Origin of the sequence: Psychromarinibacter halotolerans, assembly GCF_029168315.1 — a bacterium.
GTDB lineage: Bacteria > Pseudomonadota > Alphaproteobacteria > Rhodobacterales > Rhodobacteraceae > Psychromarinibacter > Psychromarinibacter halotolerans.
This window is the reverse complement of sequence record NZ_JARGYD010000004.1, coordinates 500420-525637: the sequence shown is the minus strand read 5'-3', so window position 1 is coordinate 525637 and position 25218 is coordinate 500420. Positions and strand designations below refer to the sequence as shown.

Below are 25218 nucleotides of genomic sequence, written 5' to 3'. Positions count from 1 at the left end.
CCCGACCCCTGCCCGCCCCCCTTTACTCCGCAGGCAAAGCCGCCGCGGCGCGCTGCTTCGGGAACGGCACCAGCCGCTCTTGCTCTTCGTCCCACAGCTTCAGCTTGAACGACCGGATCGCCTGCGGCCATTCGATGCGCGGCATCTCCAGGTCCGGCGGCAGGTCGAAGTGGCACTGCCGCAGGCGATAGGACGGGATCGAGGGCATGAAATGGTGGATGTCGTGATAGGCGATGTTGCCCGTTCCGATGTCCCACCAATGCCCGAGGTTCAGGCAGGACGAGCCCTGCAGCGTCGCGCGGCGAAAGTCGAGCTCGGGCTTGCGGTCCCAATAGGTGTCCTCGAAATTGTGCTGCAGGTAGACAAGGAACACCCCGATCATCCCGGCCAACACCGAGATCCCGAGAAACACCCAAAAGCCCTGCCAGCCGAACAGCGCCCAGATCGTGAAAAGCCACAGCGCGAACAGCAGGTTATGGACCAGCACGTTGACGACGCCGATCTTCGTGGTGTTCGCCGGCCAGCGGTAGGCAACGAAATAGGTCCAGATCGCCCCCGCCGGGATCAGCACGAAGGGATTCCGGTACAGACGGTAATACAGCCGCTTGCCGAAGCCCGCCTCGTTCCACTCGCGAAGGGTCATCGTGTAGATCTCGGTCGTCTCGCGGTGGTCGAGGTTCCCAAGGTAGGCGTGGTGCATGTTGTGGTTGTACTGCATCGCGCGGTACGGCGTCATCGCGAAGGGCGACAGAACATAGCCCGCGATGTCGTTCGCCCGCTTCGTCGAGAACAGCGAGTTGTGCCCGCAGTCGTGCATCAGCACGTACAACCGCACCCCGGCAAAGGCGGTGATCACGATGAAAGGCAAGGACAGCCACAGGCTGCGGTCGAACAGCGTCAGCGCCAGCCACAGCGACGGGAAGAACACGGCGAAGGTGCCGAAATAGCTGGCGGCGGCCAGCCAATCGTTCTTTTTGGTATATTTTAAAAGGTGTTTCCGAAGTTCCGGTGTCGCTGCGTCGCTCATGCCCACCCCCATTCGAGACGGTCTCAGCTTTCGCCCGGACAGGCGATGGCCCCCACAAGAGTCAGATAGTAGAATTCGCTTCGACTTGTCCAGATGGCATGGCGCCGCGGCGCGGAAACGGCGCCATTCGGCCCGTGTCTTCATCCCACAGTTTCCAGCGCAGACAGCCCAATGCCTCGCGGAAGCCGATCTTGCGGGACCGGAACGTCCCTTCCAGATCGCGGTAACACCGCTTCAGGTTGTAGCACGGGATGTTGGAATTCAGGTGGTGCAGGTCGTGATATGCAATATTCGCAGTGCACAGATCGAAGAACGCCCCAAAGTCCAGCACCGCAGACCCCTCGACCGCAGCCTGATCGAAGCTCAGGTCATCGGGGCGGCTCCAGAACACGTCCTCGAAATTATGCTGCACGTATGGGATCAGCACCCCCGAAGACACGCCCAACACAACTGCCCCCAGCCAGACCAGCAGGCCGGAAGAGCCGTACCCGGCCCAAAGCGCACCCAGCAGCAATGCCAGCAGAGCGTTGTGCAGCAGCAGGTTTCCAAGCCCCGATTTCATCGTGTTGCGCGGCCAGCGATAGCGCAGGACATACAAAAGCGTTGGGCCGATCAGGAACAGCAGCACGAAGCTGCGATAGAACCTGTACCCAAGCTTCCGCCACCACGGTGCGGCAAGGTATTCCTCGACCGTCATCACGTAGATTTCGGTGCTGTCGCGGCGGTCGAGGTTGCCGATGTGCGCGTGGTGCAGATTGTGATTGTAGCGGATCGCCTTATACGGCGTCAGAGTGAAGGGCGACAGCAGCGTGCCGGCGATGTCGTTTGCCTTCCGCCGGGTGAAGAAGGACCCGTGCCCGCAGTCGTGCTGCAGCATGTACAGCCGCACCGCGGACACGCCGGTTGCGAACATCACCGGTACGGCGGCCAGCCAGTAGCCGGCCCGCACGATGTGGATCGCCGACAGCAAACCGCCGATGTAGACGGTCATCGTCGCCGCGATGTTCAGGGCCGCACGCCGGTTGTCGCGCGTCGTGTAGGCGCGGGTTCGCTGTCTTAATGTCGTCATCGTCGTCGCCGGAAAACCCGGCCCCCATCAGAAAATGCTTGAAAGCACCTGATCCGTGCTTCGTGCAAGATTTGCACCGAAGCACGGGTCCGGGGAAGAATTGCAGACGACTGATCTTTGTTAAAGGTCCGGAATAACCTACCGAACGCGCGTTATTTGCCCGGGATCTTCTTTCCCAGGTGCTTGCGCAGGCGCGACGGCGTCGATTTCTTGCGGTCCTTATAGGGGTTCTGGTCGGCCTGACTGCGCATGTACAGGCGGATCGGCGTGCCCGGCATGTCGAAGTCATCCCTCAGCCCGTTCACCAGATAGCGCGAATAGCTTTCCGGCAGCTTGTCGGGGTGCGAGCACATCACGACGAAGCCCGGCGGCCGGGTCTTGGCTTGCGTCATATAGCGCAGGCGAATGCGGCGGCCGCCCGGTGCGGGGGGCGGGTGAGCCGAGACCATGCCTTCCAGCCAGCGGTTCAACCGCGCGGTCGACACCCGGCGGTTCCAGACCTCGTGCGCCTTCAGCACCGCGGCGTGCAGCCGGTCCAGCCCCTTGCCGGTCAGTGCCGAGACGGTGATCAGCGGCGCGCCGCGCAGCTGGGGCAGAAGGCGCTCGAACGCCTCTTTCAGCTCTTTCAGCTTCTCGCCCTTGTTGTCCTCGGCGTCCCACTTGTTGACGGCGACCACCACCGCCCGGCCTTCGCGCTCGGCAAGGTCGGCGATGCGCAGGTCCTGCTGTTCGAACGGGATGGCGGCGTCCAGCAGCACCACGACGACCTCGGCGAACTTGACCGCGCGCAGGCCGTCGGCGACCGACAGCTTTTCGACCTTTTCCTGCACCTTGGCCTTCTTGCGCATCCCGGCGGTGTCGAAGATGCGGACGGGGGTGCCGCCCCAGTCGATCTTGAGCGAAATGGCGTCGCGGGTGATGCCCGCCTCGGGGCCGGTCAGCAGGCGATCCTCGCCGAGGATCTTGTTGATCAGCGTCGACTTGCCCGCGTTCGGGCGCCCCACCACGGCAACCTGCATCGGCTTGGCGTTCGAGGGCGCGCGGTACGCGGGCAGTTCCTCGGTTCCGTCGGCGTCATCGACCTCGACGTCGATCTCGGGCGCCTCGGCTTCGGCGGCCTCGGTCCGGGCAGTGAATTCGTCGGCGATCGGCATCAGCACTTGCAGCAGGTCGGCCATGCCCTCGCCGTGTTCGGCGGACAGGCGGACGGGTTCGCCAAGGCCCAGCTCGTACGCCTCGTAGACCCCGGCGTCGGCGGCGTTGCCCTCGGCCTTGTTGGCGGCAAGGATCACATGGGCGTTCTTGCGGCGCAGGATGTCGGCGAACACGCGGTCGTCCGGCAGGATGCCGGCGCGGGCGTCGACAAGGAACAGGCAGATGTCGGCCATCTCGACCGCGCGTTCGGTCAGGCGGCGCATCCGCGCGGGAAGGGAATCGTCGGTCTCGTTCTCAAGACCGGCGGTGTCGATCACGGTGAACTTCAGGTCGCCCAGCCGCGCGTCGCCCTCGCGCAGGTCGCGCGTGACACCCGGCTGGTCGTCGACCAGCGCAAGCCGCTTGCCGACGAGGCGATTGAAAAGCGTCGACTTTCCGACGTTCGGTCGGCCGACGATGGCGAGGGTGAACATGGCCCTATCCTTGCATCCGCTTCCGCGGGCTTTGCCCGGCAGGACGGTCTACAAGACCCGGCCCCGCGACCCGCAAGCCGCCCCCATACAGCCTAATCGGCTCAACGGAAAGCGTGAAGCTGTCCGTTCTCGCTGACCACGTACAGCGTGCCGCCCGCGACCGAGATGTTCGACGCCGCACCGCCCGGCAGATCCAGCACCTGCCGCGTTGCGCCGGTGGCCGGGTCGTAGGCGGTCAGCGTGCCGTCGTCCGAGGCGACCCACAGGTTGCCGCCAGCCAGCACCGGACCGTAATAGGCGTAGACGGTCTTGCGCTTGGTCGCGCGGCGCCCTTTGAAGTAAGGCAGTTCGCGGGTCCAGATCTCTTGCCCCGTGGCCGCGTCCAGCCGCACCAGTTCCGCCTGATCCGAAACAAGGAAGACCGAGCCGCCAGCGACCCAGACCGGGCCGTACGCCCCGGTTTCGGCGGTCCACAGGCGTTCGCCGGACGCCGCGTTCATCGCGACGGCGCGGCCCGACTGGTTGCCGGTGTACAGGGTGCCGTCCACGATCACCGGATCAGCGACGATGTCGGTCACGTTGGCATAGGCAAAGCCCTTGCGGCGCCCGGCAACGGTCGCGCCCCAAAGACGCACCCCGCCTTGGCGCAGCGCGGCGACGAGTTCACCGCTGGCAAAGGGGAAGATCGCAAGCTGATCGGTCACGGCGGCCCCTGCCCCGCCGACCATGCCGGACGCCGACGGCGTGCCGGACAGTTGCCAACGCACGCGGCCGGTCTGGGTGTCGATCGCCCAAGCCACGTTGTCGCGCGAGATGACATAGACTAGTCCGTCGGCCACCGTTGGGCTGGCCGTGGCCGGCGCGTCTAGGTCCTGCGACCAGATTTCCGCGCCGGTGGACGGGTCGATCGCGAAGACCGAGCCGTAGCCGGTCGTAACGAACAGGCGCCCGCCGTCGAAGGCGATGCCCCCGCCCGAGATCGCGCCGCCGCGATGACCGGCGGGTTCAAGGCTGCGGCTCCACGCGGTTTCGCCGTTGACGCCGGTCGCGGTCAGCACGCCGGTGCTGTCCAGCGTGAAGACATAGCCACCGGCAACGATGGGCTGCGCGGTGATGCGCAGCTTGCGGCTGTTGCCGCTGCCGATGTTGGCGGACCAGATCCGCGTCGGCTGTGACGACAGCGCGACGTGGCTGACGTTGTGTGCGGGGTTGGCGGCGCGGTGGGTCCACGCGGCAAGGTTCACGGGCTGCGGCAGCGAGAAGGCGCGCGCAACGGGCGCCTCGGTCTCAAGCGGCTCTTCGCCCACGGTCAGGCCGGTGCGGATGTCCAGCCGTTCGCCGGGCAGGATCGTTTCTTGGCTGCCACAGGCCGCCAGCAGGCCAGCCATCGCCATCGACAGCAGGATCGGTTTCGACATCTGCACGGCTCGAGTCTCCCTCGCCAGTCCGGGCTGTCTGTCCGCCCGTTCGAATTCATCCGGTCCCGCGCCCGTCGTCCCGGCGCGATCCGGCATGTCCCTCATGCCCGGCCGCTCACGCCGCCTCGGGCGCGCCACCAAGAGCCATAATCAACTGCGTGGCCCGCTGACGCAAGGCCGAGGACGCCTCGGTGTCCTGTGTCAGCGCCCGCAGGCGGTTCAGCGCCGCATCGCGGTCGCCCGCTTCAAGCTCGGCCAGTGCGACCTGCTCTTCGGCCAGCACCCGGAACGGCGCCCCCGCCGCAAGCAGCGGTTGAAGGTCCGCGATGCGATCTTCGGGCGCGGTGTCCGAGGCGGTCAGCAGAACACGCTTCAGCGTCGCCATCTGGCGATAGACGTTGGACAGGCCGGAATCCGCCTCGATCGCGCGCAGCGCGTCGGCGGCGGCGGCGGGATCTTCGGCGGCCATCGCCTCGGCGGCGGCCAGCATCTCGACGATGGCTTGCGCCCCGCCGGTGGCGTCGACCCCTTCCAGCGCCGACAGGCGTGCATCGGCGTCCGGCGCGTCCAGCGCCGTCAGGATGGCGTCGCCCTGCGCCTGAGCGGCGGCACGGCTGCTGGCCTTCGACCATTCGTTATAGGCGGCGCCGCCCACAAGCAGCAGCACCAGCACGATGGCGATCCAGCCATAGCGGCGGATGTAGCCGAACAGCTTTTCGCGGCGGACCGCATCGGAAACTTCGTCGATGAAATTGTCGCTGTCGCTCAACGCGCTTCTCCGCCTGTGCTCTTCCCCCCGCACGCGTGCGGGCCCGTGGTTCCGGCAGCGTGCCGGTTCGGCCCGCTTTTACACGCCGTGGCAGGCAGTGCAAAGGCCGCTTTCTTTCACCCCGGCCACCAACCCCGCCGCAGGCGCCGAAAAGCCGCCGATCCGGCCCGCCGCGGGTCGCCCGTCGGCCTTGTCGGCAACGCCTTGAAGGGCCCGGCCCGCCGCTTGCGCCGCAGTGCAGAAGAGTCTAATTTGAACCGAACGGTTTAGCTGCCACCTGACCGGCCCCTTGCCCTTTTTGATGGCGTCAGGGTGCACGCGCGGATGCGACTGAACCCCTGAAAGAATTTGAATGCGGACGGCTCAATGCGGATTTCCTCCCTGATCGTCGCGGGTTGCGTGATTTTCAGCCTGTACCTCGTGATTTTCGAACGCGAGGCACTGCTTGCCTTCGCCGCCGGGGGCGCCCCCGATTCCGAAACGGTGGGCAGCTCCGACGACACCGCTGCAACCGAGGACGACACCCCCGCCGTGCCGGTGGTCGTGCTTGCCTCGACCGCGCAACAAATTGATCAGGTCGTGCTTCTGCGTGGCCGGACCGAGGCGATGCGCAGCGTCGAAGCCCGCGCCGAGACCAGCGGCCGCGTGATTTCGGAACCGCTGCGCAAAGGCGCCTTCGTCGAGGCTGGCGACCTGCTGTGCGAGATCGACCCCGGCACGCGCGAGGTCAGCCTGTCCGAGGCCGAGGCGCGGCTGGCCGAAGCCCGCGCCGCCCTGCCCGCCGCCCGCGCCCGTCTGGCAGAGGCCGAGGCCGCCCTGCCCGCCGCCGAAGCCGCCATCGTCGAGGCCCGCACCCGCGTCCCCGAGGCCGAAGCGCGGCTGGCAGAGGCGCGCGCCTCGGTGCCGACCGCCGAGGCCCGGCTGCTGGAGGCCGAAGCCAACGTCCCCGCCGCCGAGGCCGGGCTGGCGCAGGCCCGCGCCGGTATCCCCGCCGCCGAAGCCGGTGTCGCCGAGGCCCGCGCCCGCGTCGAAGAGGCCCGCATCAACCTGAACGCCGCCGAGCGTCTGTCGGACAACGGCTTTGCCTCTGAGGTGCGGCTGGCCTCGGCCCGCGCCGCGTCCGAGGCGGCGAAGGCCGGATTGCAGCTTGCCCTGTCGCAGCAGGAAGGCGCCAAGGCCACCGTCCAGAACGCCCTGTCCGCCGTCGAGGGCGCCAAGGCTGCCGTGTCCGCCGCCAAGGGTCAGGTCGAAAGTGCCAAGGCCGCCGTGCAGTCCGCGATGTCGGGCGTAGAGGCCGCCAGCGCCGGGGTGATCTCGGCCCAGTCGGGGCTTGAAGGGGCGCGCGCCGCGGTCGAGACCGCGAAGTCCAGCATCGAAAGCGCCAACGCGGGCATCGAAAGCGCCGAGGCCGCCGTGGCCGCCGCGCGCAAGGAAATCGACAACCTGACCATCTCGGCCCCGTTCGCGGGGCTGCTGGAAACCGACACCGCCGAACTGGGCAGCCTGCTGCAGCCCGGAAGCCTGTGCGGCACCGTAATCCAGCTGAGCCCGATCAAGCTGGTCGCCTTCGTTCCCGAAGCGCAGGTCGACAAGGTCGAGCTTGGCGCAATGGCCGGGGCGCGGCTGGCGTCCGGCGGGCGCGAGGTCACGGGCGAGGTGACGTTCCTGTCGCGCTCGGCCGACACCGCCACCCGCACCTTCCGCGTCGAGATCATGGTCGAGAACGAGAACCTGACGATCCGCGACGGGCAGACGGTGGAAATCGCCATCCGCGCCGCGCCGCAGACCGCGCACCTTGTGCCGCAAAGCGCGCTGACGCTGGACGACGAAGGCACGATGGGCCTGCGGGTGCTGGAAGAGGACAACATCGTCGGCTTCCGCCCCGTCGAGATCCTGCGTGACAGCCGTGACGGGCTGTACGTGTCCGGGCTGGCGGACACAGCCGACATCATCGTGGTCGGACAGGAATTCGTCATCGCCGGCGTCCGCGTGAAGCCCACCTTCCGCGAGGCCTCGCAATGAGCGGCATGACCGGCATTGTCGGCACCGCCGCGTCGCGGGCGCGGATGGTCATCGCGTTCATCGTGATGTCTGTCGTCGCGGGCGCCATCGCCTATGCCACCCTTCCGAAGGAAGGCGAGCCGGACATCGAGATCCCGGCGATCTTCATCTCGGTCCCCTTCCCCGGCATTTCGGCCGAGGATTCCGAGAAGCTGCTGATCAAGCCGATGGAAACCGAACTGGTCGACATCGACGGGCTGGACAGGATGTCCTCGACCGCGTCCGAAGGCTATGCCGGGGTCGCGCTGGAGTTCGAGTTCGGCTGGGACAAGACCAAGACGCTGGCCGACGTCCGCGATGCCATGAGCACCGCCGAGGCGTCGTTCCCCGACGGGGCCGAGCAGTATTCGATCAACGAGATCAACTTTTCCGCCTTCCCGATCGTCATCGTGAACCTTACCGGCCCGGTGCCCGAGCGCACGCTGCTGCGGGTTGCCCGCGACCTTCAGGATCGGATCGAGGGGCTGGACCCCGTGCTGGAAGCCGCACTTGCCGGCGACCGGGACGAGATGCTTGAGGTCATGATCGACCCGCTGCGGATGGAAGCCTACAACGTCACCGCCGCCGAACTGGTCAGCGCGGTGACGCAGAACAACCTGCTGATCGCGGCGGGCGAGGTGCAGACCGATCAAGGCTCGTTCGCGGTCAAGATCCCCGCCACGCTGCAAAGCCAGCAGGACGTGTACGCCATCAAGATCGTCGGCGACGGCGACCGGTCCGTCACGCTGGGCGATCTTGCCGAGATCCGCCTGACCTATGAGGACCGCGAAGGCACCGCGCGATTCAACGGCACCGCGACCGTCGCGCTGCAGGTGGTGAAGAAGAAGGGCTACAACCTGATCGACACCGCCGATCTGGTCCGTGCCGAGGTCGCCGACGCGCAACAGGACTGGCCCGAGGAATTGCAGGCGGCGATCACCGTGGGCACCTCGAACGATCAAAGCTTTACCGTGAAGTCGATGGTCAGCCAGCTGGAAGGTTCTGTGCTGACCGCGATTGCGCTGGTGATGATCGTGGTGCTGTCGGCGCTTGGCATCCGCTCGGCCCTGCTGGTGGGCTTCGCGATCCCGACCTCGTTCCTGCTGTGCTTCGTGTTGCTGGGGATCATGGGCATCACCGTGTCCAACATCGTCATGTTCGGCCTGATCCTTGCGGTGGGGATGCTGGTGGACGGCGCCATCGTGGTCGTCGAATACGCGGACCGGCGCATCGACGAAGGATCCGGCCCGATGCACGCCTATGTCGAGGCGGCGACGCGGATGTTCTGGCCGATCATCGCCTCGACGGCGACGACGCTGTGCGCCTTCCTGCCCATGCTGTTCTGGCCCGGTGTCGCGGGCGAGTTCATGGGGATGCTGCCCGTCACCCTGATCTTCGTGCTGGCCGCCTCGCTGGTGGTCGCGCTGATCTTCCTGCCGGTGATGGGCGGCGTCGCCGGTCGCATCAGCCGGGTGTTCGACCGCACCTCGGGCTGGCTGCGCCGCGCCGTGCCGTGGTGGATCGCGCGCGCCGCGATCGCTGCCGTCGCCGCCTACCTTGTCTTCGTCGGCGCGATGCAAGTGTTGAACCCGGCCTACCTGTTCGGCGGCCGCGACACCGCGGTGCCCGGCCTTGCCGGGGTGCTGCTGGGGACGGCGGTGTTCCTGTTCGGCGCCATCTGGACCGGCATCGCGATGCAGTCCGTCCGCATCGAACGCGCGCCGCGCCGCATCTCGACGCGCACCCGCCACTCCGCCTTCGGCTGGCTGATCAAGGGCATCGTCGGCAACCCGATCATGCCGCTGGTGACCATCGGCGTGGTGGTGGCCTTCGTGGTCAGCGTGTTCTCGTTCTATGGCCAGAACAACCTTGGCACCGAGTTCTTCGCGGAATCCGAACCCGAGCAGGCCATCGTTTACGTGAAGGCGCGCGGCAACCTTTCGCTGTCCGAGAAGGACGCGCTGGTCAAACAGGTCGAGGACATCGTGATCTCCGTTCCCGGCGTGGACAGCGTGTTCTCGTTCGCGGGCGACGGCGGTCTGAACACCAACACCGGCGGCAGTCAGGCCCCGCGCGACGCCATCGGCCAGATCCAGTTGGAACTGGTGCGGTGGGAGGATCGCCCGCGCACCATTGAGGATTCGGTGATGTTCGGCCTGATCGACGTCGAAGAGGTGGCCGACGCCTATGACGGCGACTTCATCCTTGCCGAGATCGAGCGTCGGCTGGCCGGTCTGCCCGGCATCCGCACAGAGATCCTGAACCTGTCGATGGGTCCGGCCTCGGCCAAGCCGGTGCACCTGCGGCTAAAGGGCGAAAGCCTTGAGGACCTGCAGACCGCCGCCGAAATCGTGCGGACCCGGTTCGAAGAGACCGAGGGGCTGATCGACATCGAAGACACACTGCCCCTGCCCGGCATCGACTGGCAGATCGACGTGGATGTCGAGGCCGCCGGTCGTTACGGCGCGGACGTCGCCACCGTGGGCGGCATGGTGCAGCTGGTGACGCGCGGCCTGCTGCTGGACACCATGCGCGTGCCGTCCTCCGACGAAGAGATCGAGATCCGTGTCCGCTTCCCCGAACAGGACCGCCTGCTGTCGACGCTGGACACCTTGAAGGTCCGCACCGCCGACGGGCTGATCCCGCTGTCGAACTTCGTCACCCGCCGCCCGGTCGAAAAGCTGGCCCAGATCGACCGCGTCGACCAGAAGCGGTATTATGACGTGAAGGCCGGGGTCGCCCCGGGGCTGACCACCTCGGGCCCCGGCCCCGATGGCACCGAACGGGAAGTTCCGATCAGCGCGAACGAACGGATCGAGACCCTGACGGCGTGGCTGGACAGCGACGCGGCGGACCTTCCGTCCGGCGTGACGTGGGAATGGACCGGCGACCAAGAAGATCAGGCAGAAAGCATGGCCTTCCTGCAATCGGCCTTCGGCGGCGCGCTGTTTTTGATGTTCATCATCCTGCTGGCGCAGTTCAACTCGTTCTACAACTCGGTTCTGGTGCTGCTGGCGGTGGTGCTGTCGACCACCGGCGTGCTGATCGGGATGCTGGTGATGCAGCAGCCGTTCTCGATCATCATGACCGGCACGGGCATCGTCGCGCTGGCCGGGATCGTGGTGAACAACAACATCGTCCTGATCGACACCTTCCAGGAATACTCGCGCTACATGCCCGCGATCGAGGCGATCATCCGCACTGCGGAACAGCGCCTGCGGCCGGTGATCCTGACGACGCTGACCACGATGGCGGGCCTGACGCCGATGATGCTGGGCCTGTCGCTGGACTTCATCGGAGGCGGCTATTCCATCAACTCGCCGACCTCGCTGTGGTGGAAGCAGCTTGCGACGGCGGTGGTGTTCGGGCTGGGCATCGCGACGGTGCTGACGCTGGTGCTGACCCCGTCGCTGCTGGCGGTGCGGGCGTGGGCCGGGCGCTATGCCCACGGGATCGCCGCGCTGCTGGCGCGCCTGTCGATGCCGCGCGGGTCCGCCGCCGCGCGCGACTGGGCGCTGCGCCGCGCCGCGCGCCGCACCCGCCTGCCCGAGATCCTGTGGGACGTCGATGACGCACCCGCCACGACCGCGCCGTCGCAGGGCGAACCGGACGGCCCCAACCTTGGCCAGCGGATGCGCGCCGCCGAATAGGCGGAACTCCACCGGGACTGAAAACGACGGAAACCCTCCTCCCGTTCGTGCGTTACATGAGCACGAAAAAGGAGAACATCATGAAACGTCCGATGCAGCGCCTCACTCTCGCGATCGGCGCCCTTGTCGTCGCAGTTCCGATGGCCGTCGCCCAAGGCAACGGCAACGGGAATGGCAAAGGAAACGCCCGCAACGCCGCCCCCGTCGCAGGGCATTGCCCGCCCGGGCTGGCCAAGAAGAACCCGCCTTGCGTCCCGCCGGGGCAGGCCCGCAACGTCCAGCCGGAACGCGATGTGTACCGGGACCACGACCGCATCATCTACAGCCGCGGCGACTATATCCCGGACGGCTATGTCGTGGTCCGCGACCCCGGCGCGTACGGGCTGGACCCCTACAATGACTACTATCGCGTGGGCGACAACTTCTACCGGGTCGACAGCGAAACCCGGAAGGTCATCAACTTCGTCGGTGCCCTTGCCGACCTGATGAACTGACGCCGCGTCGTCGGGAAAACCCCACGGGATCGTGAGGTTTCGCGAGCAGGATCATGCGTTTGGCGGTGGAACAATGCGCACGGGGTGCGGCGTTGTCCCGCCAAATGAAGGAGATACTTATGACCCGCACGAAGATGATCCTGTCCGCCGCCCTCGTCGCCGCCCTGCCCGCCACCGCTATGGCGCAAGGCACCGGCACCTCGGACCGTGGCGAAGACAACAACCACGGCTTCAGCAACGCGACGTCGGACCTCAGCCAGCCGGTCATCACCCGTGACGCCGGCTGCGAGCCGGGCCTTGCCGCCAACGACCCGTCCTGCGTGCCGGCCACCGGCGCCGACCAACAGATGAACTTCGGCGGCAACCCGTGGATGGAAAACGAGAACGAGCGCGACGCAGGCGGCGCGTCCTGAACCGGGACGCTGCCCTGACAGGGGTAGCCTGTTCGCTTTTACGAAAACGCCCTCGCGGTTCCTCCGCGGGGGCGTTTTTGCGTCGCGGACAGGATACAGACGTTTTTGGAGACCCCACAGTTTCGTGAGGTTTCGTGAGTGATTTCCTGCACTTACACCGGAACCATGTGCCCGGGGTGCGGCGTTGTCCCTCCAAATGAAGGAGATACTTATGACCCGCACGAAAATGATCCTGTCCGCCGCTCTCGTCGCCGCCCTGCCCGCTGCCGCCATCGCGCAAGGCACCGGCACCTCGAACCGCGGTGAAGACAACAACCACGGTTTCAGCAACGCGACCTCGGACCTCAGCCAGCCGGTCATCACCCGCGACGCGGGCTGCGAGCCGGGCCTTGCCGCCAACGATCCGTCCTGCGTGCCGGCCACCGGTGCCGATCAGCAGATGAACCTCGGCGACGACATCTGGATGGACAACGAGAACGAGCGCGACGCCGGCGGCGCGTCCTGAACCCGGGCGCTGCTCGATCGGCAGCCGCTCGCTCGATAGAAAACGCGACCGCCGGCGGCCCCGTGTCGTCGGCGGTCGTCTTGTCTACGGCTGAAACCCAAGGTGCGCGGCAAGCTTGCCGCAATACCGGAACCAGTCCTGCGCTTCTTCCGAAAAAACGAAGAGCATCCCGCGCCCGTCCCAGTCGGCGGCGGCGTCGGCGTATAGCGCCGCGACCCGCTTCAGCCCGTCGCCATGCCCCTCGCGCGCGGCCTGCGCCACTGCGGCGGCATAATAAGCGTCCCGCGCCGCGGTCATCCGCATGCCCTTCCCGCCCGACCGACGGTCCGGCGCGCGCCGGTTCGACAGGTCCATCAGCGCCGCGCATTGCGCAAGGCTTTGGCTATAGGGCTGCCCCGCGCCCGAAGGCGTCGCCACAAGCAGCATGGCAATGATCACGAAGCGCATCGGGTCCTCCGACATCGAACGCCGCAAGGCAATCACCGCATTCGGGCATCTTTGAGACCCGCGTCTTCTTCAGTCTGGAAATATCCCGGGGGGAGGCCGCAGGCCGGGGGGCAGAGCCCCCCCCGTCACCACCAGCAACCGGCCGCGACGCCTATTCGGCCGCGACCTTGCCTTTCTTCTTCGGTGCCAGCATCGGCTTCAGGTAATGCCCGGTATGGCTGGCCGCGACCTCGGACACCTGTTCGGGGGTGCCCTCGGCCACGATGGTGCCGCCGCCGTCACCACCCTCGGGGCCGATGTCGATGATCCAGTCCGCCGTCTTGATGACGTCGAGGTTGTGCTCGATCACCACGACCGAATTGCCCTGCTCGACCAGTTCGTGCAGCACTTCCAGCAGCTTGTTCACGTCCTCGAAGTGCAGACCCGTTGTCGGTTCGTCGAGGATGTACAGCGTGCGCCCCGTCGACCGCTTGGACAGTTCCTTGGACAGTTTCACGCGCTGCGCCTCGCCGCCCGAAAGGGTCGTCGCCTGCTGACCGACCTTGATATAGTCCAGCCCCACCCGGTGCAGCGCGTCCATCTTGTCGCGGATCGACGGTACCGCCTTGAAGAACTCGCGCGCTTCTTCGACGGTCATGTCGAGCACGTCGGCGATGGACTTGCCCTTGAACTTCACCTCCAGCGTCTCACGGTTGTACCGCTGGCCGTTGCAGGTTTCGCAGGTCACGTAGACGTCGGGCAGGAAGTGCATCTCGATCTTGATGACGCCGTCGCCCTGGCACGCCTCGCAGCGGCCGCCTTTGACGTTGAAGCTGAACCGCCCGGCCTTGTAGCCGCGCGCCTTTGCCTCTGGCAGACCGGCGAACCAGTCGCGGATCGGGGTGAAGGCGCCGGTGTAGGTCGCGGGGTTGGACCGCGGGGTGCGGCCGATCGGGCGCTGGTCGATGTCGATGACCTTGTCGAGGTGTTCCAGCCCCTTGATGGTTTCGCAGGGCGCGGGCGTCTGGCGGGCGCCGTTCAGCCGCATCGATGCGGTCTTGAACAGCGTCTCGATGGTCAGGGTCGACTTGCCGCCGCCCGACACGCCGGACACGCAGACGAACTTTCCCAGCGGGAATTTGGCCGTCACGTCCTTGAGGTTGTTGCCGGTGGCCTTGACCACCGTCACCGCCTTCTTGTTGCCCTTGCGACGGGTCGCGGGCACCGCGATCTCGCGCACGCCGGTCAGATACTGCCCGGTGATCGACTCCGGGTTCGCCGCGATCTCTGCGGGCGTGCCTGAGGCGACGACGTTGCCGCCATGGACCCCGGCACCGGGGCCGATGTCCAGCACATAGTCGGCTTCGCGGATCGCTTCCTCGTCGTGTTCCACGACGATCACCGTGTTGCCCTGATCGCGCAGGTTCTTCAGCGTGCCCAGCAGACGGTCGTTGTCGCGCTGGTGCAGACCGATGGACGGCTCGTCCAGCACGTACAACACGCCGGTCAGCCCGCTGCCGATCTGGCTGGCAAGCCGGATCCGCTGGCTTTCGCCGCCCGACAGGGTGCCCGAGTTGCGCGACATCGTCAGGTATTCCAGCCCGACGTTGTTCAGGAAGCCCAGCCGTTCGCGGATTTCCTTCAGGATGGCGCGGGCGATCTCGTTCTTCTGCTTGGTCAGGCTGTCGGGGACCGTGTCGCACCATGCGAAGGCCTCCTTGATCGACATCTCGACGACCTGCCCCACGTGCATCAGGGGCGCGGTGTCGCTGTCCTTGCGGCCGATCTTGACCGCCAGCGCCTCGTCCCGCAGGCGATAGCCGCCGCAGGCGCCGCAGGGGCGGTTGTTCTGATACCGCTCGAACTCTTCACGCACCCAGCTTGAATCGGTTTCGCGGTAGCGGCGTTCCATGTTGGGGATCACCCCTTCGAACGGGCGCGACACCTGATAGACGCGGCCACCCTCGTCATAGCGGAACTGGATCTCTTCCTTGCCGGACCCGTACAGGAACACCTTCTGGACCGCTTCGGGCAGATCCTTCCACTTGGTGTTCTTGTCGAAATCGTAATGCTTCGCGATCGCCTCGATCGTCTGCAGGAAATAGGGCGACTTGCCCTTCCGCCACGGCGCCAGCGCACCGTTGTAGATCGTCAGGTTCTGGTCCGGCACGACAAGGCGTTCGTCGAAGAACAGTTCCACCCCAAGGCCGTCGCAGGACGGGCACGCGCCGAAAGGCGCGTTGAACGAGAACAGGCGCGGCTCGATCTCGGGGATGGTGAAGCCGCTGACGGGACAGGCAAAATTCTCGGAGAAGGTGATCCGCTCTGGCTCGCCCTCTTTCGGGGCGGTTTCAAGGATCGCGATGCCGTCGGCAAGGTCCAGCGCGGTGCGGAAGCTGTCGGCAAGCCGCGTTTCCAGCCCTTCGCGCACGACGATGCGGTCGACCACCACGTCGATGTCATGGCGGAACTTCTTGTCCAGCGTCGGCGGTTCGTCGAGTTCGTAGAATTCGCCGTTCACCTTCACCCGCTGGAAGCCCTGCTTGCGAAGCTCGACGAACTCTTTCTTGTACTCGCCCTTCCGGTCCCGAATGATCGGCGCCAGCAGGTAGCCCCGCGTGCCCTCTTCCATGTCCATGACCCGGTCGACCATGTCCTGCACCTGCTGCGCCTCGATCGGCTGGCCGGTGGCGGGCGAATAGGGCGTCCCGGCGCGGGCGAACAGCAAGCGCAGGTAGTCGTAGATCTCGGTCACCGTGCCGACGGTCGAGCGCGGGTTCTTCGACGTCGTCTTTTGCTCGATCGAGATCGCGGGGGACAGGCCGCTGATATGATCGACGTCGGGCTTTTCCATCATGTCGAGGAACTGCCGCGCGTAGGCCGACAGCGATTCCACATAGCGGCGCTGCCCCTCGGCATAGATCGTATCGAAGGCCAGCGACGACTTGCCCGAGCCCGACAGGCCGGTGATCACCACCAACTCGTCGCGCGGAATGTCCACGTCGATGCCTTTGAGATTGTGCTCGCGCGCGCCGCGCACTTCGATCTTCTTCAGATCCGCCATCGGACACCTCTTATACGCCGCTTAACAGTTAACCCACGGCGCGCGAGTCTCCAATCGAAAATTGGAACATAGCACGAACATCCACAGGTTCCTTGCCGGATTGGCAGCAGCCGTCAGGCGATATGCCCGTCGCGTCGGCGCTGCAACGCCAGATGTACGCCCGCTCCGGCCAGAAACAAGAGGCAGAGCATGATCATCAGACCGCCATAGCCCGCGACCGCGATCACGCCGACCATCAGCGGCGTACCGACCGTGTTGCCAAGGTTGCCGGCCTGCGCCATGCCGCCGTTGGCCAGCGCGCGGTCGTCCAGCGTCTGGTTCAGCTGTGGCACAACGCTGAACCCCGAGCCCTGCACCAGCCCCAGCGTCGCCCCCAGCGCAAGGAACAGCACCGGGCTGCCCGGCATCGCCCAAAGCCCCGCCGCCACCACCGCGCAGGCGGCGAAGCCCGCGACCGAGACCGATACCGCCGTCGTCCGCCGCAGCAGCCAGACGCCCAACGTCATCGAGGTGGCCAGCGAGGCAAGCGGCATCAGGCCCAGCACCAGCGCGCGGTTCGCCGATGGAAGGAAGGGTGCGAGCACGGTCAGCACCGCGACGAAACAGGCGGTGTAGAACAGCCAGCCCCACGCCGCCGCGCCTATGAAGGGGCTGCGGTAGATCCGGGCGTGGGCGGCCAGAAGCTCGCCACGCTGCAACGGCGTCGCGACGCCCTTCCGTACGCGGGGCAGGATCGGCCACAGGACCGCAGCCATCACCGCCATGTAGACCGCGTGCGCCCCGATCAGCGCCCCCAGCCCGAACCGCGCCGCCGCCGGGATACCGGCCCATGCGAGAATCGCGAAGGCGACGGCGAAGAAGGTGCTCCAGAGCGTCAGCGCCAGCGGCCTGTCGCGGTCGCGCGTGACCTCGGCGATCATCGTGGGCGCGGCGACGACGATGGCAAGATGCGCCGCGCCCTCGATCACGCGGCTGGACAGGAACAGCCAAAGGGGCGGAAACGTCGCCTGAAAGGCCGACATCAGGGCGCCGGCGCACAGCGCGGTCAGCAGCGCGCGGCGATAGCCGATCCGCGCCACCAGCACGCCCGCGACGACGCCCAGCAGGATGCCGAGGAACCCCACCAGCGACACCGCGAAGCCCAGCGAGGTGCCCGCCTGCGGATAGGCTTCGGGCAGCCGGTCGAAAACGACGCTCAGCTTGCCGTATTGCCCCGCGGCGCCCAGCCCGGCCGCCCAGATCAGCAGCACCAGCCGCCAGTCGGTCCTGTCCGTCTCCATCCCGTCGCCCCCCGGCCCGTTCGGACCCGGTTAATCAGGTTCGGTCGGCAGGCGCCAGAGTCGCGCGCAGGAAGGGGGCGCTGCCCCCGTCGCGCTGTGCGCGACTCCCCCGAGGTATTTGGAAAAAGAAGAAGGGCCCCGCAGAACGAAAACCTCCGCCGCGGCGCCGGGCCGGGCGGAGGTCTGTTTTGTCGGGCCGGTTCGGCCGGGGATCAGGAGGCCAGCCGCGCCTTCACCATCGGGCCCACCTGACCGAAGTCCATGCGGCCGGTGTACTGCGACTTCAGTTCGCCCATCACCTTGCCCATGTCGCGGATCGAGTTGGCGTCGGTCCGGACGATCGCCTTGTCGACGGCGGCCGAGACTTCGTCTTCGGTCAGCTGCCGGGGCAGGAAATCCTCAATCACGATGATCTCGTCCCGCTCGCGTTCCGCGAGGTCGAGGCGTCCGCCTTCCTCGTAGGCGCGCGCGCTTTCCTGGCGCTGTTTGACCATCTTGCCGAGGATGCCCAGCACGTCGGCGTCGCCCACGCCGGCCGAGTTGTCCTCGCCCTCGCCCCGAAGAGCGATATCCTTGTCCTTGATCGCGGCGTTGATCAGGCGCAGCGTCGACAGGCGCGCGGCATCCTTGCTCTTCATCGCATCCTTCAGCGCAGAGCCGATCCTGGTGCGCATATCCATAGGTGCGGGTCCTCTCCCCTTGAGGTTTCGCAAAACCGTAACATACAGTGCCGCGCTGCGGCGCGCAACTGGCGGCATTTATTGCAAGTCATTGATTTTGCTAGATTACGCGAATCCCATCATGGGTTGATTCCCGCCACCGCTGGCCTTAGGTTCCGCGCGATCACGAACAAGGAGTCGCACATGCCCCTCTCGCGCGGACCGGACAATGCAACCGCGTGCCTTGCGCTCGCAGATGGCACGCTGTTCTACGGGCGCGGCTTCGGTGCCGCAGGCCAGACCACGGCAGAGCTGTGCTTCAACACCGCCATGACGGGCTATCAGGAGATCATGACCGATCCGTCCTATGCCGGTCAGATCGTCACCTTCACCTTCCCGCATATCGGCAACGTCGGGGTGAACCCCGAGGACGACGAAACGCAGGACCCGGTGGCCGAGGGCATGGTGGTCAAGTGGGACCCGACCGAGCCGTCGAACTGGCGCGCGACCGAGCGGCTGGGCGACTGGCTGGCCAAGCGCGGCCGCATCGCCATCGGCGGCATCGACACCCGGCGGCTGACCCGCGCGATCCGCCAGCAGGGCGCGCCGCATGTCGCGCTGGCGCACAGCCCGGACGGCGAGTTCGACCTGGAGGCTCTGGTCGCCGCCGCGCGGGACTTCCGCGGGCTGGTGGGGCTGGACCTTGCCAAGGACGTGACCTGCGCCCAGTCGTACCGCTGGGACCAGATGCGGTGGGCATGGCCCGACGGCTTCCCGACCCGCAGCACCCCGGGCCACAAGGTCATCGCCATCGACTATGGCGCGAAGCGCAACATCCTGCGCTGCCTTGCTTCGGCAGGCTGCGACGTGACCGTTCTGCCCGCGACCGCCACGGCGGAAGAGGTCATGGCTCACGAGCCGGCCGGTCTGTTCCTGTCGAACGGCCCCGGCGACCCGGCGGCGACCGGCGAATACGCCGTGCCGATGATCCGCGACGTGCTGGAAAAGTCCGACATGCCCGTGTTCGGCATCTGTCTTGGCCACCAGATGCTGGCCCGCGCCCTTGGCGCCAGCACGGTAAAGATGAACCACGGCCACCACGGCGCGAACCATCCCGTGAAGGATCTGGAGACCGGCAAGGTCGAGATCACCTCGATGAACCACGGCTTCACCGTGGACAGCCAGACGCTGCCCGCGGACGTGATCGAAAGCCATGTCTCGCTGTTCGACGGGTCGAACTGCGGCATCCGCCATCGCGACCGGCCGGTGTTCTCGGTCCAGTACCACCCCGAGGCGAGCCCGGGCCCCCAGGACAGCTATTACTTGTTCGAACGGTTCGTTGCGGCCATCGAAGGGCGCTGATCTGCCCGCAAACCGATACGGGTTAAGTCAAATTTAACGTAACGCCCGGATCTTCCGGCGAAGTCAGAACGAGGCTTCGCCGTGGAGAATCCATCCGGCCTTCGGTCTGTCCGGGGCGGCAGAGACCTGTCGCCGCGGACGCCGTTACCAGAAACCGAGCGCCCCCGTCTGGGGCAGATCCTGATCGACGCGGGCGCGCTTAGCCCCGCCGCGCGCGAGGACGCGCTGGCGCGGCAGGCGCGGGTCGACGCCCGGTTGGGCGACATCCTTGTGGCGGATGGCACGATCGACCGTCCGCTGCTGCACGCGGCGATCGCCGGACAGTTCGGCGCCGCGCTGGCCAACCTGACCGAAGAGCCGCCCGACCCGGTGCTGGTTGCGATGCTGGGGGCCGACACCTGCCTGTCGCTGGGCCTTTTGCCGTGGCGCCGCACGGCGTCCGATGTCGAGATCGCCAGCGCCCGCCCGGAAGAGTTCGAACGGCACCGCCCCCGGCTGGAACAGCTGTTCGGCCCGGTGCGGATGGCGATCACCGGCGAGCTTGAGATCCACGACGCGATCTGGCGGCTGCGCCCGGCAGAGCTGGTGACGCGGGCGGAGACGCGGGTGCCGGCGGTGGAAAGCTGCCGCACGCTGGCCTTCTCGCCGGCGCGGGCGCACCCGGTGACGCTGGCGGCGGTATTCGTGTGCATCGTGCTGGTGTTCTTCCACCCGATGCCGGCGCTTCGGTTCCTGACCTTCTGGGCGATCCTGACGCTGCTGGCCAACAGCCTGCTGAAGGGGGCCGCGCTGGCACGGCACCTTGTGCGCTTGCGCGCCGCATCCCGCGACGACGACCTGCCCATCGTCGCGCGACAGCCCCGAATCTCGCTGCTGGTGCCGCTGTTCCGCGAACGGCGCATCGCCGGGCGGCTGATCGCCCGACTGGACCGGCTGGATTACCCGCGCGAGCTACTGGACATCCTGCTGGTGGTCGAGGCCGACGACCGGGTCACGCGCGACACGCTGGCTGGGCTGGACCTGCCGCCGCATATGCGCTGCGTGACGGTGCCCGAGGGCAGCGTGAAGACGAAGCCGCGCGCGCTGAACTATGCGCTGGATTTCTGCCGCGGCAGCATCATCGGCGTCTACGACGCGGAAGACGCGCCCGACCCCGACCAACTGAACCGCGTGGTCGAAAGGTTCCACAGGCGCGGGCCGGACCTTGCCTGCGTGCAGGCCACGCTGGATTTCTACAACAGCCGGTCGAACTGGCTGGCCCGATGCTTCGCGGTGGAATACGCCGCGTGGTTCCGCGTGGTGCTGCCGGGGCTGACCGGGCTGGGACTGGTGGCGCCGCTGGGCGGGACCTCGTTGTTCTTCCGCCGACAGGTGCTGGAAGACCTCGGCGGCTGGGACGCCCACAACGTGACGGAGGACGCCGATCTTGGCGTCCGGCTGGCGCGGCACGGCTACCGGACCGAGTTCATCCTGTCCGTCACCTCGGAAGAAGCCAACTGCCGGGCGCTGCCGTGGATCCGGCAGCGGTCGCGCTGGCTGAAAGGGTACATGATGACATGGGCGGTGCACATGCGGCGGCCGCTGAAGCTGATGGCGCAGCTGGGGCCACGCCGGTTCCTTGGCTTCCAGATGCTGTTCCTCGGGACGATCTCGCAGTTCTTGCTGGCGCCGTTCCTGTGGCTGTTCTGGCTGCTGCCGTTCGGGATGCAGCATCCCTTCGCCCCCGCCTTCGGACCCATCATCATGGGCGGGCTTCTGGTCGCGTTCCTGCTGTCAGAGGCGATTTCGATCGCGGTGGGGCTTGTCGCGGTGCGCGGGCCCGACCACCGGCACCTGCTGCCGTGGGTGCTGACGCTGCACTTCTATTTCCCGCTGGCCGCGCTGGCCGCGTACAAGGGCCTGTTCGAGCTGCTGACGTGGCCGTTTTACTGGGACAAGACCGAACACGGCATATACCCGGAAACCGAACCGGGGGCGGATGCCGCGAAGACGGTGTCAGCCCCTGTGGAAAGGGCTTCTGAGACGGGCGGAGGACGCAGGAAAGCCGAGGACCGAAGCGTCCTTATGCGCCGTCGGCGTCGCGCCTGAGCCGGGTCTCGAACGCCTTCGAGATATGGGCCCGCAGGGCGGCGTAGGCCGCGTCGCCGTCCCCTGCCCCGATCGCATCCACGATCGCCTGATGTTCGCTGAGCGCGGTTTCGCCGCGCCCCTCCACCGCAAGCGACGTGGTCGCAAGCAACGCCATCGAGCGATGCACGAGGTCCAGTTGCTGCACCAGATAGCGGTTGTGCGACGCAAGGTGGATCTGCTTGTGGAACCGCTTGTTCGCCTGGCTCAGCGCCGCGGGATCGTTCAGCAGCGCGCGGTCATCGGCCACCATCTCGTTCAGCACCCGCACCTCTTCCGGAGTCGCATGCTTGGCGGCAAGGCGGGCGGCCAGACCTTCCAGTTCGGTCCGCACGACGTACAGTTCCGCCAGCTGGTTATGATCCAGCGACGCGACGATAAGCGACCGCCCGTCGCGGGTCAGCAGCGACTGGGTTTCCAACCGTTGCAGCGCCTCGCGGATCGGCGTGCGCGACACACCGAACCGTTCCGCAAGCTCGCTTTCGACCAGCCGGTCGCCGGGGCGGTACAGCCCAACGTCGATGGCTTCGAGGATCAGCGCATAGGCGTCCTTTTGCGGGGTCTTGGGGGCGGGCATGTCATTCCTTCCGGGTCGGTTCGATACGTTAGGCCCTGCCCGCAGGAATGTTCAAGCTTTCGCGGTGGACGCGCCCGCTTACCGCACCTAAATATCCCGCGATGGTAGCCGAACAGTTCTCTCATGTCCGTCACTGGGTGTTCGACCTCGACAACACCCTGTACGACCCCGCCGCCCGCCTCTTCGATCAGATCGAGGTGAAGATGAACGCCTACGTCATGCGCGAGCTTGGCGTGGACGCGACCGAGGCCAACCGGCTGCGCGGTGCCTACTGGCGCGACCACGGCACGACGCTGGCAGGTATGATGCTGCACCACGGGGTCGAACCGTGGCCCTACCTGCGCGAGGTGCACGACATCACGCTGGACCATCTCGATCCCGATCCGGTGCTGGCCGAGGCGATCGGCGCCCTGCCCGGACGTCGCATCGTCTATACCAACGGCGACGGCGAATACGCGGCGCGGGTGCTGGAACAGCGCGGGCTGTCGAAGGTGTTCGACGCGGTCTACGGCGTGGAACACGCGAACTGGCGCCCCAAGCCCGAACGCGCCGCCTTCGACCTTGTGTTCGCCGCCGAGAACCTGAATCCGAAGACCGCCGCGATGTTCGAGGACGACGTGCGCAACCTTGCGGTGCCGCACGCGCTTGGCATGAAGACGGTGCATGTCGCGCCCAAGGCGCTGCCCGACCCGCCAGAGCACGTCCATCACCACACCGCCGACCTGTCGGGTTTTCTGGGCCAACTGAAATGAGCGTGGTCCGGGCCGATGTGTTCGTCTCGGGCGGCGGCCTTGCCGGGCTTGCGGCCGCGGCTGCCTTCGGGCAGGCCGGGTTCTCGGTCCTGCTGGCCGATCCTGCCCCGCCCCCGGCCCCCGATGCCGCCACGCGCGACTTGCGCTCGACGGCGTTCCTTGGCCCGTCGCGCGACCTGCTCGACCGCATCGGCCTGTGGGACACCCTTGCGCCCCACGCCGTCCGGCTGGACGCCCTGCGCATCGTGGACACCGAAGGCTGGCCGCCCGAGATCCGTGAGACCCGCCTGTTCGAACCCGCCGAGCTTGGCGCCGAGACCTTCGGGTGGAACCTGCCCAACGCGCTGACCCGCCATCACATGATGGACGCCCTTGCGCGAATGCCCGAGGTCGAGATCGCGTGGGGCACCGGATTTCGCGGGCTGCTGACCCGGACGGGCGAGGCGCGCGTGACCCTGACCGACGGCCGAGTCGTCGCCGCCCGGCTTGCCGTGGCCGCCGATGGCCGCGACTCACCCCTGCGCGAAGCGGCGGGCATCACCGCCACGACGCGGCGCTATGGCCAACGCGCCTTCGCCTTTACCGCGACGCATCCCGTGCCGCACGCCGGCATCTCGACCGAGGTCTACAATCAGGGCGGCGCGTTCACGACCGTGCCGGTGCAGGATATCGACGGCGTGCCCGCCTCTGCCATCGTGTGGATGAACGACGGCCGCCGCGCCGCCGACCTTGCCGCGCTGGACGACGCGGAGTTCGCGCAGGAGATGACCGACCGCGCCTGCGGCATCCTTGGCCCGATGGAGCGCGCAAGCCCGATGGGTCAGTGGCCGGTGATCACCCGCACAGCCGACTGTCTGACAGCCGAGCGCGTGGCGCTGGTGGCCGAGTCCGCGCACGTCCTGCCGCCCATCGGCGCGCAGGGTCTGAACACGTCGCTGAACGACATCGCGCTTTTGGCCGGGCTTGCCGCGGACGATCCCGATGCGTTGGGAACCCCCGGCCAGCTGGACGCCTACGCCCGCCGCCGCCACGCCGACATCGCGGTCCGGGCACAGGTCATCGACCTGTACAACCGCGTCTGCCGCTCGGGCCAACCGCCGATCCAGGCCCTGCGCCGCGCCGGCCTGCGTCTGGTGCACGACACGCCGCTGCGGGGCCGGATCATGCAGGCCGGGCTGGGCGGCCGCTAGGCTTTGCGCGGCACATCAAGAACGCCCGACAACACACCCCACCACAACGAAAAACGCGCAAGGCCCAGCCCTGCGCGTTCCCGTGACCCGTATCTCTGGGCCGATCAGACTCAGTTGCGGTAGACGACCAGCTCGGGCTGTCCGTCCAGCGGGGCATCCAGCAGACGCAGCGCCGCCAGCGAGACCTGGCTGCCGCCGCCCGATGCGCCGCCCGACGGGATCAGCTGGACCTGCACGGTCCGGCCCGACGCCGGATAGAAAAGCCGGCCCGAGGCTTGCTCGCTGACCAGCGGGGTGCGGATCCAGAAGCCGGGCTCGTCCGCCGCGCCGATCGACGCCACCGTGGTGCCAAGCCGTCCGTCACCCGCCGCATCCGGGGCCGGCGCGGGGGCCGGTTCGGGCTCGGGCGTCGGTTCCGGCTCGGGGGCCGGCGCCGGTTCGGGCGTCGGGGCCGGAGTGGTCTCGGGCGTCGGAGCCGGCGCTTCGGGCGCGGGCGTCGTCGTCTCGGTGTCGTTCCCGGCGGCCGGATCGTCCAGCGTCGTGGTCTCGACGGTGTCGACCTCGGTATCCAGTCCAGTGGGATTCGCCGGGTCTGCGTCCGCTTCCGCAGCGGGCGGAGTGGTCTCGCCGCCAAGCGGGCCTGGCCCCTCGCCGGCACAGGCGGCCAGCAGCAGGAGCGTCAGTAGGGGGGTGATCTTTTTCATAGCTTGCAGGTTAGGCAGAACAACGGCGTTGATCAACACGATGCTGTGGCTTGCGGCAATGTTC

20 protein-coding genes are annotated in these 25218 nt (G+C 67.2%); 9 read left to right on the top strand and 11 right to left on the bottom strand.

Annotation, left to right across the window (positions count from 1 at the left end):
* Nucleotides 1-22: 22 nt before the first annotated feature.
* From P1K30_RS13635 to P1K30_RS13615, 5 genes are all read right to left on the bottom strand, one after another.
* A complete protein-coding gene (locus P1K30_RS13635) occupies nt 23-1027 on the bottom strand; it encodes a fatty acid desaturase (RefSeq protein WP_275633292.1) in 1005 nt (334 codons plus the stop codon).
* A 61-nt stretch (nt 1028-1088) separates the two neighbouring features.
* The gene (locus P1K30_RS13630) at nt 1089-2096 is read right to left on the bottom strand and encodes a fatty acid desaturase (RefSeq protein ID WP_275633291.1); all 1008 of its coding nucleotides are present in this window, start codon (nt 2094-2096) and stop codon (nt 1089-1091) included.
* A gap of 152 nt (nt 2097-2248) precedes the next feature.
* Nucleotides 2249-3724, bottom strand: a complete 1476-nt coding sequence (gene der, locus P1K30_RS13625; protein ID WP_275633290.1) for a ribosome biogenesis GTPase Der — start codon at nt 3722-3724, stop codon at nt 2249-2251.
* A 101-nt stretch (nt 3725-3825) separates the two neighbouring features.
* Nucleotides 3826-5142: a PQQ-like beta-propeller repeat protein gene (locus P1K30_RS13620; RefSeq protein WP_275633289.1), complete on the bottom strand. Its 1317-nt coding sequence runs from the start codon at nt 5140-5142 to the stop codon at nt 3826-3828.
* Nucleotides 5143-5257: 115 nt separating this feature from the next.
* Nucleotides 5258-5911, bottom strand: coding sequence for a hypothetical protein (locus tag P1K30_RS13615; RefSeq protein WP_275633288.1), 654 nt, complete (start codon nt 5909-5911; stop codon nt 5258-5260).
* A gap of 366 nt (nt 5912-6277) precedes the next feature.
* On the opposite strand from P1K30_RS13615, the gene P1K30_RS13610 reads away from it, so the two are divergent.
* From P1K30_RS13610 to P1K30_RS13590, 5 genes are all read left to right on the top strand, one after another.
* Complete coding sequence (locus tag P1K30_RS13610; RefSeq protein WP_275633287.1) at nt 6278-7933, top strand: efflux RND transporter periplasmic adaptor subunit; 1656 nt, start codon at nt 6278-6280, stop codon at nt 7931-7933.
* Nucleotides 7934-7938: 5 nt separating this feature from the next.
* Nucleotides 7939-11601: an efflux RND transporter permease subunit gene (locus P1K30_RS13605; RefSeq protein WP_275633306.1), complete on the top strand. Its 3663-nt coding sequence runs from the start codon at nt 7939-7941 to the stop codon at nt 11599-11601.
* 80 nt (nt 11602-11681) lie between these two features.
* Nucleotides 11682-12095 (top strand): hypothetical protein, encoded by a 414-nt coding sequence (locus tag P1K30_RS13600; protein ID WP_275633286.1) that lies wholly within the window; start codon nt 11682-11684, stop codon nt 12093-12095.
* 119 nt (nt 12096-12214) lie between these two features.
* Nucleotides 12215-12508: a hypothetical protein gene (locus P1K30_RS13595; RefSeq protein WP_275633285.1), complete on the top strand. Its 294-nt coding sequence runs from the start codon at nt 12215-12217 to the stop codon at nt 12506-12508.
* A 211-nt stretch (nt 12509-12719) separates the two neighbouring features.
* A complete protein-coding gene (locus P1K30_RS13590; protein ID WP_275633284.1) occupies nt 12720-13013 on the top strand; it encodes a hypothetical protein in 294 nt (97 codons plus the stop codon).
* An 84-nt stretch (nt 13014-13097) separates the two neighbouring features.
* On the opposite strand, the gene P1K30_RS13585 is transcribed toward P1K30_RS13590, so the two are convergent.
* The 4 genes from P1K30_RS13585 to P1K30_RS13570 form a co-directional block, all read right to left on the bottom strand.
* Nucleotides 13098-13460 (bottom strand): hypothetical protein, encoded by a 363-nt coding sequence (locus tag P1K30_RS13585; protein WP_275633283.1) that lies wholly within the window; start codon nt 13458-13460, stop codon nt 13098-13100.
* Between the two features lie 151 nt (nt 13461-13611).
* Nucleotides 13612-16503, bottom strand: a complete 2892-nt coding sequence (gene uvrA / locus P1K30_RS13580) for an excinuclease ABC subunit UvrA (RefSeq protein WP_275633282.1) — start codon at nt 16501-16503, stop codon at nt 13612-13614.
* Between the two features lie 113 nt (nt 16504-16616).
* Nucleotides 16617-17783: an MFS transporter gene (locus tag P1K30_RS13575; RefSeq protein ID WP_275633281.1), complete on the bottom strand. Its 1167-nt coding sequence runs from the start codon at nt 17781-17783 to the stop codon at nt 16617-16619.
* A 212-nt stretch (nt 17784-17995) separates the two neighbouring features.
* Nucleotides 17996-18463: a GatB/YqeY domain-containing protein gene (locus P1K30_RS13570; protein WP_275633280.1), complete on the bottom strand. Its 468-nt coding sequence runs from the start codon at nt 18461-18463 to the stop codon at nt 17996-17998.
* Nucleotides 18464-18646: 183 nt separating this feature from the next.
* On the opposite strand from P1K30_RS13570, the gene carA reads away from it, so the two are divergent.
* Nucleotides 18647-19804, top strand: a complete 1158-nt coding sequence (gene carA / locus P1K30_RS13565) for a glutamine-hydrolyzing carbamoyl-phosphate synthase small subunit (protein ID WP_275633279.1) — start codon at nt 18647-18649, stop codon at nt 19802-19804.
* Nucleotides 19805-19885: 81 nt separating this feature from the next.
* Entirely contained in the window at nt 19886-21892 is a 2007-nt protein-coding gene (locus tag P1K30_RS13560) for a glycosyltransferase (protein ID WP_275633278.1), read from the top strand.
* Here the strand turns inward: P1K30_RS13560 and P1K30_RS13555 are convergent.
* Entirely contained in the window at nt 21867-22508 is a 642-nt protein-coding gene (locus P1K30_RS13555) for a GntR family transcriptional regulator (protein ID WP_275633277.1), read from the bottom strand. The genes P1K30_RS13560 and P1K30_RS13555 overlap by 26 nt on opposite strands.
* A 101-nt stretch (nt 22509-22609) precedes the next feature.
* Between P1K30_RS13555 and P1K30_RS13550 the strand changes: the two genes are divergently transcribed.
* Together P1K30_RS13550 and P1K30_RS13545 are read left to right on the top strand one after the other, a co-directional pair.
* Complete coding sequence (locus P1K30_RS13550; RefSeq protein ID WP_275633276.1) at nt 22610-23260, top strand: pyrimidine 5'-nucleotidase; 651 nt, start codon at nt 22610-22612, stop codon at nt 23258-23260.
* Complete coding sequence (locus P1K30_RS13545) at nt 23257-24450, top strand: FAD-dependent monooxygenase (protein WP_275633275.1); 1194 nt, start codon at nt 23257-23259, stop codon at nt 24448-24450. Before P1K30_RS13550 ends, P1K30_RS13545 begins: the two co-directional genes overlap by 4 nt.
* A gap of 110 nt (nt 24451-24560) precedes the next feature.
* Here P1K30_RS13545 and P1K30_RS13540 read toward each other — a convergent pair whose 3' ends face one another.
* Nucleotides 24561-25154 (bottom strand): hypothetical protein, encoded by a 594-nt coding sequence (locus P1K30_RS13540; protein WP_275633274.1) that lies wholly within the window; start codon nt 25152-25154, stop codon nt 24561-24563.
* Nucleotides 25155-25218: the final 64 nt, after the last annotated feature.